This is a genomic window from Streptomyces kanasensis (assembly GCF_043077165.1).
In the GTDB taxonomy this organism is placed as follows: Bacteria; Actinomycetota; Actinomycetes; order Streptomycetales; family Streptomycetaceae; genus Streptomyces; species Streptomyces changanensis.
Map to the genome: position 1 here is coordinate 373,374 of NZ_JBIBSF010000001.1, position 14,440 is coordinate 387,813.

A 14,440-nucleotide genomic window follows, 5' to 3' on the forward strand; every position below is an offset into this window, starting at 1 on the left:
CGCCGGGCCGCCCGTCGGGGCGTCCGTCTGGTGGGCGGCGCCGTCGGGGTGGGCGCCGGGGCGGCCCACGGGGTGGGTGAGGGGCGTGGGCGAGAGGTTGGAACTCTCCTCCCCCGCCTCCAGCAGGGTGTCCGCGGCTCCCACGATCAGCGGGTCCGGCTCGCCGAGGAGCTGCCGGTCCTTGCGGTCGTAGTCGAAGCGCCACAGCAGGCTGCGCATGGCCTCCAGCCGCCCGCGCCGCTTGTCGTTGTTCTTGACGACCGTCCACGGGGCGTGGGCCGTGTCGGTGGCGCGGAACATCTCGACCTTGGCCGCCGTGTAGTCGTCCCAGCGGTCCAGCGACTCCAGGTCCACCGGCGACAGCTTCCACTGGCGCACCGGGTCGACCTGCCGGATCGCGAACCGCGTCCGCTGCTCGGCCCGGGAGACGGAGAACCAGAACTTGACCAGGAGGATCCCGTCCTCGACGAGCATCCGCTCGAAGAGGGGGCACTGCCGCAGGAACAGCTCGTACTGCTCGTCGGTGCAGAAGCCCATGACGCGCTCGACGCCGGCCCGGTTGTACCAGGAGCGGTCGAAGAAGACGATCTCACCGGCGGCGGGCAGGTGCGCCACGTACCGCTGGAAGTACCACTGGCCCGCCTCCTTCTCGGTGGGCTTGTCCAGGGCGACCACTCGGGCGCCGCGCGGGTTGAGCCGCTCCATGAAGCGCTGGATGGTCCCGCCCTTGCCGGCCGCGTCGCGGCCCTCGCAGAGGACGACCATGCGCTGTCCGGTGTCCTTCACCCACCGCTGGAGCTTCAGCATCTCGATCTGGAGGACGCGCTTGCGCCGCTCGTAGGCGCCGCGCCGGATCTTCGCCGCGTACGGGTAGTTCTCCCGCCAGGTCTCGATGGACGCCCCGGAGCCGTCGAGCAGGATGGGCTGCTCCGGCCGGCTGGTGTCGACGGTCAGCCCGTCGAGCAGCTCCCTCGACCGGTCCTGGTCTTCCTCGCTGTCGTTCACACTCCCCACCTTCCCCGGATCGCCGCGGAATCGCCCACGGACCTCCTCCGATGTGCCGCGACCGGCACCGGGGCCCGGTCGCCACGAGCGCACGGGGCATTTCCTCCGGAGTCGCGTCGGGGGGCGGGGGCGGGGTGGTGCCCGCCCGGCCGCGCGAGGCCGCGCCGTCCCTGCCGGGGGCGCGGAGCAGGACCTCGGTGCCGGCCGGGCGACGCTCACGGTGGGGCGGCGCGCGGTCGGCGAGGTGGCCGGGGCGGCCGGGTCCGCCGGCGCCTGTTCCCGGCCGGGGTGCGCGCGGCGCCGGGCGCCCGAGCGCGGCGGCGCACGGCTCGGTGTCCGGCTGCCGCTCGGGGGCGGTCGACGGCCGGCGGTTCGACCGGCGGGTGCCGTTCGGGGGACGTCGACGGGCGGCGGCTCGACGACTCGGTGTGTCGCACCGTGGCCCCCACGGAGCAGCCGGGGGGGCGGCGGCCCGGCGCGCCGTGGCGGGCGCGGCGGCCGCGGGTGAGGTGGGCGGTCGGCCGAAGGGCGTCGGCCGATCCACGACGCAAGCGCTGGTGAGTGCCGGCACCCCCGCGCTCGCGCGGGTGGCGAGCCGGCCGAGGACGACCTGCCGGCCCTGACGCCCTAGGGAGCGTGGGGGCGGTAGTGCTGGCCGGCGGCGGGGGGCTGGGGGTTCGTCGCGATCAGTCGGCCGAGGTCCCGGCGTATCCGCTCCGCCTCACCGCGCACCTCCTGCGGGACGTCACCTCTCTCCGCGATGAGCCGGCTGTAGATCGGGGTCTCCTGGAACACAGGCTGACTCTGCTTTCTGGTAGGCCTCTACTGCTACTGCGACAGGTGGGCGTGCACATGGCATGCCTCACGGCAGCTTAAAGGGAAGCGCTGACAGCGGGTCAGGGCAACGAGAGATAACGCACACCACTGCCTGCCCGGCCGTACCGGGGCCCGCCGTCCTCGCCGGGGCCGCGCGGGCCGCACCCCGGTGACGGCCCCGGGGGCCGCGACGGGTGTCGAGGCGTCCGCCGGGGCCTGCGGTGCCCGCGGCGGCGTCGGGCACCCCCGGACCGAACGGGCGGACGAGTGCCGGTACGCCGTACGCACGCGGGGGTTCCGGGTGTGACGGAACGGGCATGCCGTACCCGTCCCGGCCCCTACGATGGTCGGCACGGCCCGCCGGTCGGGCCCTCGTACAACTCGGGAGGCCCCGTGACGACGCCCATGGACGCTGGGAAGTGGCCGCCGAGCTACCCCCCGAGGACGCCCCCGCCGCCGAAGCGGCCCGTCGAGCCGCCCCGGCCCGACCCGAAGGGGGCCGCGGGCGACACGGTGGCCACGCGCGCGCGGCTCCGCGCCAGGATCGCGAACCGCCGTGCCGGCAACTGGACGTACGACACCGCTCCGTGGGCCTCCTCCTCGTCCCCGTCGAAGGCCGGTGACGACGTGCTGGCCCGGCTCCGGGCGTGGGGCTACCACCTGTCGGACGACCATCCCGTGGTGGCCCTGACGGCGCGGATGGTGCGGGCCGCGGTGACCGACGGGGGCCGCCGGGCGAGCGTGCACCTCGCCGACGAGGAGGAGGGCCGCCAGGTCGTCGTCCTCGTCCTCTCGCACCGCCCCGACACGACTGCCGGCGACGCGGAACCCGACGACGGGGGGCTGCTCCAGGAACTCGCCGTCCTGGGGGCGGGTTCCTGCGGGACGGAGACGGACCGCGACGGGGGCGGCCGACGCCGTTGGGCGCTCGTCGCCCTCTGACCAGCCGCGCGCCGCCCGCGTCGTCCGCCCCAGGACCTCTATCCCTGCGCGGGCAGCACGGCGGCCAGGGCGGCGAGCAGGGCGGGACGGTCGTGCGTGGCGATGGAGAGGTCCTCGCCGCCGCGCGTGGTGAGGACGACGATGTCCATGCCCAAGGGGACGCCCCAACCGCCGCCGACGAGGCGGGGCTCGCCCCGGTCCGCCGCGCGCAGCCCCGGCACCGGCGCGTCGATGGCCTGCGCGGAAGCCGCGTAGCGGGCCACCGCGCCCGGCTCCGGTTCCCGCAGCGCCGCCTGGACCGACGCGGGGTCGATGTCGGCCAGCGCGATCCGCTCACGGCCGACGCGCAGCACGCCCGCGTTCCCGTCGACGACGATGCGGTGGTAGATCGCCTTCGAAAGCGGCACCGCGAGGCACGGCAGGAGGACCATCAGGAACGCGGCGCAGACGATCAGCCACAGCCCGAGGTCCTCCGGTAGGGCGTCGATGCCGAGGTTGACGACCAAGGCGAGGTAGATGCCGACGGAGATGACCGTCCAGGTCTTGGGGAGTCGCTCTCGGTACACGCGGTGCCTTTCGTGCTCTGGGGGGCGGGCGGTGGCCCGCGGGGCATGACGCGACCCTATGCGCGCCGCCCCGGGAACGGCAGCCCGCCCCGGCGGTACCGAGGACCGACTGCGTGCACCCCGCCGCTCGCGGGAGCGGCCCGGCCGCCGTGCACCGGTCGTGCCGTACGGCACCGACGCACCACCGCCGTCCGCTGCCCGCCGACCCCGTGGTGGCGGGTGCGGCGGGCAGCGGACGGCGGTGGTGGCGTGGGAGCCGGGCGCGGCCGGGGTGGTGGGCGCGCGGGGTCAGGCGCGGCCGGGGTGGTGGGCGTGGTGGGTGCGGCGGCGCGGGGCGCCGGCGTGGCGCGCGGCGCTGTACAGCCGCCAGGCCACCGTACCGACCAGCGCGCCGGTGATCAGGGCGTACACGCCGATCACCTGGGCCACCGCGACCGCGCCGAGGTCGGGCCGCAGCCAGAGCAGTACGCCGGCGACGACCGACGCCGCGCCGGCGAGGGCGAGCAGCCACTCGTGGCGCAGCTCGCGGTGGAAGCGCACGGCCGCCCAGACCTCCGCGACTCCGGTGACGACCGCCCACACGCCGACGAGGACGGTGAGGGCCAGCGCGGTCACACCCGGCCAGGCCAGTGCCACCAGGCCGGTGGCGACGCCGAGCCCGCCGGCCAGGGCGTGGAGCGCGCGGTGCCGGCAGTCGTCGTGCCGCCGGAAGGCGTCGACGAGCATGGCGATGCCGTCCACGAGTACGTAGGCGCCGAACAGCAGTGCCAGGGCCACTACCGTCACGCCCGGCCACGTCACCGCCAGGAGCCCGAAGAGGAGCGCGGCCGCGGCCCGCAGGGCCAGCGTCCAGGTCAGTCGCCGAGTCGCCATTCGTGCACGTCCCTTCCGTCGGCCCGGCACCCGCCCGGGCGTGTGCTGCCCCGCCTACCCGCGCACGGGCGGTGATCACCTGCCGGTCGGGGGCGGCGTCGTGTCGACGTGCTCGCGTCGCGGCGCGTGTACGGGCGCGCTTCGCCCGGCCCTCCGCCGTGGAAGGGGAGGGGGACCCTCGACGGGCCCCGGGCCGGTCAGGAATGCCCCGGTCGGGGAGACGTCCCGGTGGGGCGGGGTCTCACCGGCCCGGAGCCGCCGCAACCGGTACTCTCCCCTGCCCGCCGACGGTGTGGATGCCGGACGGCGGTGCGGCCATGCCGGCGGGGTGGGGGCGGACGGTGTCCGACGACGGGCCGCAGCCGCCACCCTCACACCCACGCGGCGAGCCGGACGGCCCCGGGCCAGTTGGCGATCCGTCCGTACTCACGGGCCATCACCGGTGAACCGGGGGGCAAGTCGCCCGTCCGTCAGCGCGTTCGTCGTGACCGCGAGGTCGGTCATGACCCGGGGTTCGACGGGATCGCGGATCCAGCGGCCCTCCTGCGCTCTTCGATGGCGGCGGACCACCACTCCCCTGCGCCGTCGAGCCGGCTCGCGAGGCTCTCCGTGCCCCCGGGGCGACCGGCTGGGCAGCTGCTCCCGGGCCCGAGCAGGCGTCAGGCCCCGCCACGACGGGGGAACCGTGGCGGGGCCTCGCTCCCCGTCTGCCCCGACGGCGCGGGAATACACCTGCTCCTTGCGCGTCGGTGGAAACACGGCCGGAACGCACCACCGGACGGGCGCGTACCCGCGCCTCTCCCGTCGGCGGGCTCCCCCGCCGGTCCCCTCACGCGGTCTCCCCCGGCGGCCTGGTCAGGCGGGTCCGCCGGCGCCGTCCAGCTCCGCGAGCAGCTCCCTCGCCCCGGCCCGCGCCCGGGGCACGTCCACGTCGTCACAGACCACTTCGAGGCCGAGCGCCGTCATGCCGGTCCCGCCGGACAGCGAGTAGGACGACTGGTAGGAGAAGAAGCCGCGCAGTCCCTCCTCCGGGTCCCGGCCGATCCACAGCGTGGCGTACCGGGTCTCCTCCGTCGGTCCGGACAGCAGCGTCCGCCGGACCGTCTCCGAGAAGAGCAGGCGCCGTTCGTACGGGGCCGGCCCGGGCGGCAGGTCGAGCACCGCCCGGGCGAACTCCCGGACGTGCTCGGCGTCGTCGAAGGCGAGGGTCTCGCTGAATTCGGGCGTCCCGGCCAGGAGGATCCAGCGCCGCCCGCCGTCCGGAGCGGTCGGATCCGGCTCGTGGGCGACGGAGAGGACGGAAGGCTGCCGCCCCGCCGGCCCGTCCCGCCAGGCGTAGGTGAAGACCTGTTCGAAATGCACCGCGCTCCCCCGGTACGTCGCGTGCGCCCCGCGGACACGGGGCGCCGGTCCGGGCCCGGACCGGGGGTCGGGTGGTGGGAAACGGGCGGGGCGGCCGGATTCGAACCGGCGTCCTCCGAGATGTCGTCGCGGCGCACTACCTCTGTGCTACGACCCCGCCACGGCCCCGACCCTATCCCGGGCCACCGCCTCCCTCGTACGGGTTTTCTCCGGGTGCCGACGCGACCGTGGCCGTGGGCGGGTCGGGGAGCAGGGGTGGTCGGGCGCCGGGAAGGGGGACGAGGGCGGTCCGGTGCAGGGGTTCTGGGGCGGACACCGGCGCGGGGCGGCCGGTCGGTCCGGCGCAGGGGTGCTGGGACGGACCCGGCGCGGGGCGGCGGGTCGGTCCGGCGGGGGTAGGGCGGAGGCAGTCAGGCGCAGGGGCTGGGCCGGTCGGCTCCGGGGGTGGGGGCGGGGACGATCGACGGGCGCGGAGGGGGGCGGTCGGGCGCGCGGGTGGCGTAGGGCGGGTGGCTCGTTCCGGTGCCGGTCGGCGGCGGGGCGACCCGCGCCCGGCGGGCCGGGGTAGGCGATGTCGTATGTGGTGGTTCCACCGGATGCACGGCTCCTTCCGCGGCTCTGCCGCCGGTCGCGGCTGGCGGCGCGGCAAGGACCTGGAGCTGATGCACCGGGCGACGGGCTTCGCCGCGCTCGGTCTGCTCACCCTCGTCCCCCTGCTGATCGTGGTGGCCGCCGCGGACCCGGCGAACGGTCAGGGCTTCGCCGAGTGGCTGGCGGAGGGGCTGGGGGTGGCAGAGGCGTCACGGGACGAGGTGGAACGGCTCTTCGCGCCGCCCCGCACCGCGCTGGAGTCCACGACGGGCTTCGGCCTCGCCGCGCTCGCCGGCTTCGGCCTGACGTTCGGCGGCGTGGTGCAGACGGGGTACGAGAAGGTGTGGGGGCTGCCGGCGGCCCGCTGGCACACGATGTGGCGCCACCTCGTCTGGCTGGCGGCCCTCATCGGGTACCTGCTGCTCTCGTCGCACATCGCCGCCCGCCCGTCCGACGCCGGCGACCTGGCGTGGCGGGTCACGGTCGCCACGGTGAGCGCGTGGCTGTTCTTCTGGTGGTCGCAGCGCCTGCTGCTCGGCGGGCGGGTGCCGTGGGGGGCGTTGCTGCCGGGGGCGATCTCCACGGTGATCGGACTGGCCGGGCTGTGGGTCTTCTCCCACCTGGTCTTCTCCCCCCTGATCGCCTCGAACGCCGTCGCGTACGGCCCGGTCGGCACGGTGCTGGTCATCCAGTCGTGGCTGGTGGGCGTCGGCTTCGTCGTCTTCGGCGGGGCGCTCGTGGGACGGCTGCTGTACGAGGAGCGCTGGCTGCTGGGCCGCTGGGCGCGGCAGGCCGCGCGACGGGTGGTGCCCCGGGCCCCCGGCCGGTGAGGGGCGGGCCGGGACCGAACAGGGGTGCCGGTACCGGGAGGACGCGCGGGGCGGGGTGGCGGACCCGTGCGGACGGCCGCCCGCGCGGGGCGCGCTACGCGCCGGTGGCGGCGTCGGCGCCGTCGGTCTGCTCGATCCTGCGGCGCAGCACGTGCAGGCCCCTGCGGGCGTGGCTCTTCACCGTGCCGAGCGGCATGCCGGTGCGCCGGGCGATCTGCGTCTGCGTCAGGTCCTCGTAGAAGGCGAGGCGCAGGACCTGCCGCTGCCCCTTCGGCAGCCGGGACAGCTCACCGGCGAGGACGACGCGGTCGAGTACGCCGTCGGCCGCGGCCTCCTCCCGTGGCGGCACGGACGTACCGGAGAGGCGGGCCGCGGCCTCGGCGAGCCGCAGGCGGCGGGTCCGGGCCGCGAGGGCGTCGACGGTCTTGCGGCGGGTGATGCCGACGAGCCAGGCGCCGAGCGGGCCGCGCTCGGGCCGGAACCCGGCGCGCCCTCGCCAGGCGGCGACGAAGACCTGCTGGGTGACGTCCTCGGCCTCGCGCGCGTCACCCAGCGAGCGCGTGGCCATCGCGTGGACCAGCGGGCTCCACCGGCGGTATATGGCGGCGAAGGCGGTCTCGTCCGACGCGAGGAGGCCACGGGCCAGCGCCGGTTCCTCGTCCCGCGCCGCCTCGACCCGTGTCCCCTGGGCCCATGCCTCGTCGGCCCGTGTCTCGTCGGCCCGTGTCTCGTCGGCCCGTGTCTCGTCGGCCGGGGGGAGCAGTCGGTCCGCCCGGCGCGTGATCGTGCTCATGGTCGCTTTCCTCCAGCCTGAAGGGGCCTGCGCGGGGTGGGGAGGCCCCGTGCGGCGACGGGAGCACCGACGGGCCTGCGCGCCGGATCCTGCGCGTGCCCCCAGTGTTGGACGCACAAACGACGCAAGCAACGTGCGTCGCTTGTGCGTCGTATCCTGAAGCGGTGAGCGACGACGACCACGTGGACGACGGGCCGGGCGGCGGGCTGACCACCGGTGAGGTGGCGCGGCGCCTGGGCGTCGCGCCGACCACGGTGCGCTCCTGGGACCGCCGTTACGGGCTCGGTCCCGACGCGCACACCGGCGGGAGGCACCGGCGCTGGACGCCCGCGGACGTGGCCCGGCTGGAGCGGATGTGCGCCCTGACGGCGACCGGTCTGCCGCCCGCCGAGGCGGCGCGGCTGGCGCGCGCGGGCACGCCGCCGCCGAAGACCGCGCCGCTGCCCGGCCCCGGTCCCCGGGCGGCCCGGCCGCGCGACCGGGCAGGCACCGGCCTCCGACTCGGTGGGGCCCGGCGGGAGTGCCGGGGCCTCGCCCGGGCGGCGCTGCGCCTCGACGCCGTCTCCCTGGACGGACTGCTCTCCGCCGTCATCGCCGACCACGGCCTGGTGACCGCGTGGACCGAGGTGATCATGCCGACCCTCCAGGCGGTGGGGCGCAAGTGGGAGAGCTCGGGCGAGAAGTACGTGGAGGTCGAGCACTTCCTGTCCTGGCACGTCTCCGGCGCCCTGCGCCGCTGCGTCCCCGCCGCCCCGCCGGTCTCCCCCGGCCCACCGGCCCCCGGCGCCCCGCCGGCCTCCGGTGACCGGCCCGGGGCGACCGTCCTGCTCGCCTGCGTCCCCGGCGAGAACCACACGCTGCCCCTGGAGGTGCTGACCGCCGCGCTCACCGAACGCGGCGTGCCGGTGCGGATGTTCGGGGCTGCCCTGCCCGTGGAGGCGCTGGTGGAGGCGGTGCGCAGGACCGGCCCGGCGGCCGTCGGCCTGTGGGCCCAGTCCCGCACCACCGCGAGCCGGCCCCTGGCGCAGCACGTCGCGGCGATGGAGTGGGGGGTGCGGGGAGCCCGCAGGCACCCCGCCGTCCTGACGCTCGGCCCGGGCTGGGCCGGGGGGCAGGCGGTACCGGGGCTGCCGCGCCCGCCGGGACTGGCCGAGGCCCTGGCCGCGCTGGAGGCGGTCGTACCGGGCGACCCCCGGCAGGGCGTCACCCGATGAGGTCACCACCGTGGCGGCTCCTGGCATCGGCGCCCGCGGCGTGGTCCGCTGGACCGCCCTGCCCGGCCCGAACCTATCGGCGGGACAGCCCCGGGGCCCGGCCGCCGGTGGACGGAGGAGACGGATGACGAGCGATCAGCGCAGTCCCGCGGCCGACGTGGTCGTCGTCGGCGCCGGGCTCGCGGGACTCGCCTGCGCCCTGGACCTGTGCCGGGCGGGACGGCGCGTCACGCTGCTGGAGGCGTCGGACGGGGTGGGCGGTCGCATGCGCACCGACCGGCGCGACGGGTTCCTGCTGGACCGCGGGTTCCAGGTGTTCACGACCTCCTACCCGCAGGTGAGGCGCCGCCTGGCCCTGCGGGGGCTGCGGCTGCGGCCGTTCACCGCGGGCCTGGTCGCGCACACCTCCGCCGGGCCGGTCCGGCTCGTCGACCCCACCCGGCGCGCGGCCCCGGCCACCGGCCCGCGGACCGGCGGCGCCCCGGGCGGGGACGTCCCGTCCGGAGGCGTCCCGGGCGCGGGCGCCCTGTCCGCAGGTGTCCTGTCCGGCGGGGTCCTGACCGGCCGTGACCTCGTGGCGCTGGCCGCCATCTGCGCGTACGACACCGTGCTGCCCGCCCGGGTGGTGAAGCGCCGGGCCGATCGCACCACCGCCGCCGCCCTGTGCCGGGCGGGCGTCTCACGGCGGGCCGTCGACGAGGTGCTGCGGCCCTTCCTCACGGGCGTCTTCCTGGAGGACCGGCTGGAGACCTCCGCCCGCTTCTTCCACCTGGTCCTGCGCAGCATGGCGCGCGGGACGCCGTGCCTGCCCGCCGACGGCATCGGCGCCGTACCGGCGATGCTCGCGGCCGGGCTGCCCGAGGGGGTGCTGCGCCTGGAGGCCCCCGTCGCCGCCCTCACCGACGGGGGCGTGCTCCTCGCCGACGGTTCGGAACGGCCGGCCGGCCGTGTGGTCGTCGCCACCGACGCCCCCACGGCGGCCCGCCTCCTGCCCGGCCTGCGGATCCCGGACGGCCGCACCGTCACCACCTACTACCACGCGGCCGACGTCCCGCCGCTGCGGGAGCCGATCCTCATGGTGGACGCGACGCTGACGGTCCTCGGCACGTGCGTGCTCACCGAGGTCAGCCCCACGTACGCCCCGCCCGGTACGGCCCTGGTCTCGACCTCCGTGCTGGGCGGCGCGCCACCCGGCGGGGAGCCGGCCGTGCGGCGCCGCCTCGCCGAGATGTACGGCACGGACACGGGCTCGTGGCGGCAGGTCGCCGTGTACACCGTCGAGGGCGCGCTCCCCGTGATGACGCCGCCGTGGCCGCTGAGCCGCACGACACGGTTCGCCCCGGGCCGGTACGTGGCCGGGGACCACCGGGCGACGGGGTCCGTGCAGGGCGCGCTCGCCTCGGGCACGCGGGCCGCGCGGGAGGTCCTGGCGGACCTGGCACGCGGATGACCGCCGCCTGGGGACCGCTCCGCCGCATCCGGCGGCGGTCGTCCGGCGGAAGAGGGGACGTCAGCGGGATCCGGGGCAGGGAATGGGGCATGGACTTCGACGGGGCGCGTGGGCGGACCGCCTGCGACCGGGGTGACGCCGGCGGAGCGAGCGGTACCGGCGGGCCGGGCGCCGTGCTGACGGCGCGCCGAGCACCCGCCCCGGGCCCCGCCGGTACCACCTCCACCGCTGAAACCACCCGCCCCGCCCGTACCAGCTCCACTGCCCGTACCACCAGCGCCGCCGGTGCTACCTGCCCCACCCACGCCACCTGTACCGCCGGCGGCTCCCGTCCGGCGGCGGGCCGGTGGCGGGCCGGGCGACCGGGGGCCCCGCGCCGCACCGCCGCGGCCCTCGCCGGACGGCGGGCCCGGTGAGCGGCCTGCGCGGCGCGCCCCGCTCCCCGGCGACGCCCGACGGTGTCGTCATCGTGGGGGGCGGCGCCGCGGGGCTGAGCCTCGCGCACTGGCTGACGAAGACGGGCCGCACCCCCGTGACGGTGGTCGAGCCGCCCGACGGCCCGCTGCGCCCCGCCGAACGCACCTGGTGCTACTGGGACGAGGGGCCGGGCGCGTTCGAGGAGGCGGTGCTCGCCTCCTGGCCCCTGCTGCGGATCCACGGCCGGGACGGTGGCGCCCTGACCGCCGACCCGGCGCCGCTGCGCTACCGCATGGTGCGCTCCACGGCCTTCGAGACACTGGTCCACGCCCGCCTCGCACACCACCCGGGGGCCCGCGTCGTCCGCGCGACCGCCCACACGGTGCGGGACGTGCCGGGCGGGGCGGAGGTCCGGTGCACGGCACCCGACGGGCGGGAGTTCACCCTGCGGGGCCGGTACGCCTTCGACTCACGGCCGCCCCGGCGGCTGCCGCCCGCCCGTACGACGCTGCTCCAGCACTTCCGCGGCTGGTTCGTGCGCACCGCCGTCCCGCGCTTCGACCCGGCGTTCGCCGACCTCATGGACTTCCGCGTGCCGCAGCCGCGCCACGGCCTGGCGTTCGGGTACGTCCTCCCCCTCGCCCCGGACCGCGCGCTCGTCGAGTACACGGAGTTCTCCCGTGCCCCGCTCGGCACCGCCGCCTACGAGGCCGCCCTGGGCCACTACACCCGCGAGGTGCTGGGGTTGGGCGCGCTGCGCGTGGAGACGGCCGAACAGGGCGTCATCCCCATGACCGACGGGCACTTCCCCCGCCGGGCCGGGGCCGCCGTCTTCCGCATCGGCACCGCCGGGGGCGCCACGCGCCCCGCGACCGGCTACACCTTCGCCACGGTGCAGCGGCAGAGCCGGGCCGTGGCGCGGGCGCTGGCCGAGGGGCGCGACCCCGTGCCGCGCCCCCACGGGCGCCGGGCGCTCGCCATGGACGCCGTGCTGCTGCGGGCCCTGGACGCCGGCCGCGTCGACGGGCCGGACTTCTTCACCGGACTCTTCCGCGGCGTTCCGGCCGAGCGCCTGCTGCGCTTCCTCGACGGCGCCACCTCGCCCCGGGAGGAGTTCGGCATCGGGCTGCGCACCCCGATCGGGCCCATGCTCCGCACTGCCGCCGAGCTGCCCTTCCTCCCCCGGCGCGCCGCCCCCGACGTGCCCTTCCCACCCCGCCGCACCGCCGTCCGACCGCCATCCGGAGAGAAGCCCCTATGACCCTCCTGCGGGACCACGACCTCGCCACCGCCTTCGACCACGCCGCCCCCACGTACGACCGCCTGACGGCGGCCAACCCCGGCTACCACGCCGACCTGCGCCGTTCCACGCGGCGCCTGGGCCTGCCCGACGGGGGCGCCGGGCTGCGGGTCCTGGACCTCGGCTGCGGTACCGGCTCCTCGACGCGCGCCCTGCTCGACGCGGCGCCCCGCGCGCGGATCACGGCCGTCGACGCGTCGGCGGGCATGCTGGGCCGGGCGCTCGCCAAGTCGTGGCCGGACACCGTGCGGTTCCTGCACCTGACCGCCGAGGAGGTGGCGGCGACGGCCCGTGAGGAGCCGTACGACGCGGTGTTCGCCGCCTACCTGTTCCGCAACGTGTCCGACCCCGACGCGGTCCTGGCCGCCGTGCGCGCCCTGCTGCGCCCCGGTGGTCGCCTGGCGGTCCACGAGTACAGCCTCAGCGGCTCCCCCGTCCACCGGGCGCTGTGGAACGCGGTCTGCCGGGGAGTGATCATCCCGGCGGGCACCGTCACCGGCGACCGGGCGCTCTACCGTCACCTGTGGCGCAGCGTGCTCGACTTCGACACCGCTCCGGACTTCGCGGCCCGCCTGGCCCGCGCCGGCTTCAGCGGCGTGCGCACGCTCCCGGTCGCCGGCTGGCAGACCGGGGTGGTCCACACGTTCCTCGCCGGCGGGGGCCGGCCCGGCGCGGCGGCCGCCCGATGAGCGCGACCGCGGGGCGCGCCCCCGCCGCCCGCCGGGGCCGGGACCGCAGGGCGGAGGTGATCCTGCCCGCGCCCGGACGGGAGCGCTGCACCGGCGGTGGGCCGCGCGCCGCGGTCGTCGGGGGCGGCATCGCGGGCCTCGCCGCGGCGACGGCCCTGGCCGAACGCGGTGTCCGCGTCACGCTGTACGAGGGGGAGGACACCCTCGGCGGGCGGGTCCGGGGATGGCGCACCCGGCTGGCGGACGGCTCCGAGGTGACGATGAGCCGCGGGTTCCACGCCTTCTTCCGCCAGTACTACAACCTGCGCGGACTGCTGCGGCGGACCGACCCGGGGCTGTCCCGGCTGGTCGGGCTGCCCGACTACCCGCTGCGCCACGCCCGGGGCGTGACGGACGGTTTCGCGCGGGTGCCGCGCACCCCGCCGTGGAGCGCGATCGGCTTCGCCGCCCTGAGCCCGACCTTCGGCGCGCGGGACCTCACCGCCCTGGACGCCCGGGCGGCGCTCCCGCTGTTCGACGTGCGGGTGCCCGAGGTGTACGAGCGGTTCGACGGCGTGGGGGCGACGGAGCTGCTGCGGCGGATCCGCTTCCCCGAGGCGGCCCGCCACCTGGCGTTCGAGGTGTTCTCCCGCAGCTTCTTCGCCGACCCGCGGGAGCTGTCGGCCGCCGAGCTGATGGTGATGTTCCACATCTACTTCCTCGGCTCCTCCGAGGGCCTGCTGTTCGACGTGCCCGACGAGCCGTACCCGCGGGCGCTGTGGGACCCCCTGGGCCGGTACCTGGAGGGACTCGGCGCCGAGGTGCGCACCGGCGCGCCGGTGCACGCCGTCCGCGCCGTCGACGGCGGCGGGTTCGTCGTGGAGGGCGCGGGGACGGCCGACCGCCACGAGGCGGTGGTCCTCGCCCTGGACGGCGGCGGGCTGCGGCGGCTCGTGGCCGCCTCGCCCGGCCTCGGCGGGGCCGCGTGGCGGGACGACGTCGCCGCGCTGCGCGACGCGCCGCCGTTCCTGGTGTCGCGGCTGTGGCTGGACCGGCCGGTGCGCCGGGACAGGCCGGGCTTCCTCGGGACGAGCGGCTACGGCGGCCTGGACAACGTCAGCGTCCTGGACCGCTGGGAGGGCGAGGCCGCGCGCTGGGCGGCACGCACCGGCGGGTCGGTGGTGGAGCTGCACGCCTACGCCGTCGACCCCGTGGAGGAGCCGAAGGAGGTGCAGGGCCGGCTCGTGGCGCGGCTGCACGAGGTCTATCCGGAGACACGGGACGCGCGGGTCGTCGACGCCCGGCACGAGTGGCGGGCCGACTGTCCGATGTTCCCCGTCGGCACCTACCACCGCCGCCCGGAGGTCCGCACGGGCCTGCCGGGCCTCGTGACCGCCGGGGACGCGGTCCGCTGCGCCCTGCCGGTCGCCCTGATGGAGCGGGCCGCGACCACGGGCTTCCTCGCGGCCAACGCGCTGCTCGCCGGCTGGGGAGTGCGGGGCCAGGTGCTGTGGACCGTCCCGCGCGCGGGCCGCTCGCCGGTGCTGCGCGCCCTGGCCGCCCTGGCCGGACGCGCCTGACCGCAGCAACCCGCCGCCGGCCGGGCGCGCGTC

Annotated in this window: 12 protein-coding genes, 1 tRNA gene and 1 pseudogene; 7 read left to right on the top strand and 7 right to left on the bottom strand. The window is 77.2% G+C overall.

Features of this window, described 5'->3' with window-relative positions; genetic code table 11:
• Nucleotides 1-42: 42 nt before the first annotated feature.
• Nucleotides 43-1,005 (bottom strand): annotated as a pseudogene (ppk2, locus tag ACF053_RS01555) (polyphosphate kinase 2); the annotation flags it as partial.
• 627 nt (nucleotides 1,006-1,632) lie between these two features.
• Nucleotides 1,633-1,800, bottom strand: a complete 168-nt coding sequence (locus ACF053_RS01560; protein ID WP_391951908.1) for a hypothetical protein — start codon at nucleotides 1,798-1,800, stop codon at nucleotides 1,633-1,635.
• A gap of 414 nt (nucleotides 1,801-2,214) precedes the next feature.
• On the opposite strand from ACF053_RS01560, the gene ACF053_RS01565 reads away from it, so the two are divergent.
• Nucleotides 2,215-2,763, top strand: a complete 549-nt coding sequence (locus tag ACF053_RS01565; protein WP_391951909.1) for a hypothetical protein — start codon at nucleotides 2,215-2,217, stop codon at nucleotides 2,761-2,763.
• A gap of 38 nt (nucleotides 2,764-2,801) precedes the next feature.
• On the opposite strand, the gene ACF053_RS01570 is transcribed toward ACF053_RS01565, so the two are convergent.
• The 4 genes from ACF053_RS01570 to ACF053_RS01585 form a co-directional block, all read right to left on the bottom strand.
• Nucleotides 2,802-3,329: a hypothetical protein gene (locus tag ACF053_RS01570; RefSeq protein WP_391951910.1), complete on the bottom strand. Its 528-nt coding sequence runs from the start codon at nucleotides 3,327-3,329 to the stop codon at nucleotides 2,802-2,804.
• 288 nt (nucleotides 3,330-3,617) lie between these two features.
• On the bottom strand, nucleotides 3,618-4,202 hold the full coding sequence (locus ACF053_RS01575; RefSeq protein ID WP_391951911.1) for an HdeD family acid-resistance protein: 585 nt from the start codon (nucleotides 4,200-4,202) through the stop codon (nucleotides 3,618-3,620).
• A gap of 855 nt (nucleotides 4,203-5,057) precedes the next feature.
• The gene (locus tag ACF053_RS01580) at nucleotides 5,058-5,564 is read right to left on the bottom strand and encodes a hypothetical protein (protein WP_391951912.1); all 507 of its coding nucleotides are present in this window, start codon (nucleotides 5,562-5,564) and stop codon (nucleotides 5,058-5,060) included.
• 84 nt (nucleotides 5,565-5,648) lie between these two features.
• Nucleotides 5,649-5,723: transfer RNA gene (locus tag ACF053_RS01585), tRNA-Ser, on the bottom strand.
• Between the two features lie 419 nt (nucleotides 5,724-6,142).
• Here ACF053_RS01585 and ACF053_RS01590 point away from each other — a divergent pair.
• Nucleotides 6,143-6,985 (top strand): ribonuclease BN, encoded by an 843-nt coding sequence (locus ACF053_RS01590; RefSeq protein ID WP_391951913.1) that lies wholly within the window; start codon nucleotides 6,143-6,145, stop codon nucleotides 6,983-6,985.
• A 94-nt stretch (nucleotides 6,986-7,079) separates the two neighbouring features.
• Here ACF053_RS01590 and ACF053_RS01595 read toward each other — a convergent pair whose 3' ends face one another.
• The gene (locus tag ACF053_RS01595; RefSeq protein WP_391951914.1) at nucleotides 7,080-7,778 is read right to left on the bottom strand and encodes a sigma-70 family RNA polymerase sigma factor; all 699 of its coding nucleotides are present in this window, start codon (nucleotides 7,776-7,778) and stop codon (nucleotides 7,080-7,082) included.
• A 164-nt stretch (nucleotides 7,779-7,942) separates the two neighbouring features.
• On the opposite strand from ACF053_RS01595, the gene ACF053_RS01600 reads away from it, so the two are divergent.
• The 5 genes from ACF053_RS01600 (at nucleotide 7,943) to ACF053_RS01620 (ending at nucleotide 14,407) form a co-directional block, all read left to right on the top strand.
• Nucleotides 7,943-8,992, top strand: coding sequence for a MerR family transcriptional regulator (locus ACF053_RS01600; protein WP_391951915.1), 1,050 nt, complete (start codon nucleotides 7,943-7,945; stop codon nucleotides 8,990-8,992).
• Between the two features lie 124 nt (nucleotides 8,993-9,116).
• On the top strand, nucleotides 9,117-10,442 hold the full coding sequence (locus ACF053_RS01605; protein WP_391951916.1) for an NAD(P)/FAD-dependent oxidoreductase: 1,326 nt from the start codon (nucleotides 9,117-9,119) through the stop codon (nucleotides 10,440-10,442).
• Between the two features lie 412 nt (nucleotides 10,443-10,854).
• Nucleotides 10,855-12,120 carry a lycopene cyclase family protein gene (locus ACF053_RS01610; protein WP_391951917.1) on the top strand — a complete coding sequence of 422 codons (1,266 nt, stop codon included), beginning with the start codon at nucleotides 10,855-10,857 and terminating at the stop codon, nucleotides 12,118-12,120.
• Nucleotides 12,117-12,848: a class I SAM-dependent methyltransferase gene (locus ACF053_RS01615; RefSeq protein WP_391951918.1), complete on the top strand. Its 732-nt coding sequence runs from the start codon at nucleotides 12,117-12,119 to the stop codon at nucleotides 12,846-12,848. The genes ACF053_RS01610 and ACF053_RS01615 overlap by 4 nt, the downstream gene beginning before the upstream one ends.
• Entirely contained in the window at nucleotides 12,845-14,407 is a 1,563-nt protein-coding gene (locus tag ACF053_RS01620; protein ID WP_391951919.1) for an FAD-dependent oxidoreductase, read from the top strand. The genes ACF053_RS01615 and ACF053_RS01620 overlap by 4 nt, the downstream gene beginning before the upstream one ends.
• Nucleotides 14,408-14,440: the final 33 nt, after the last annotated feature.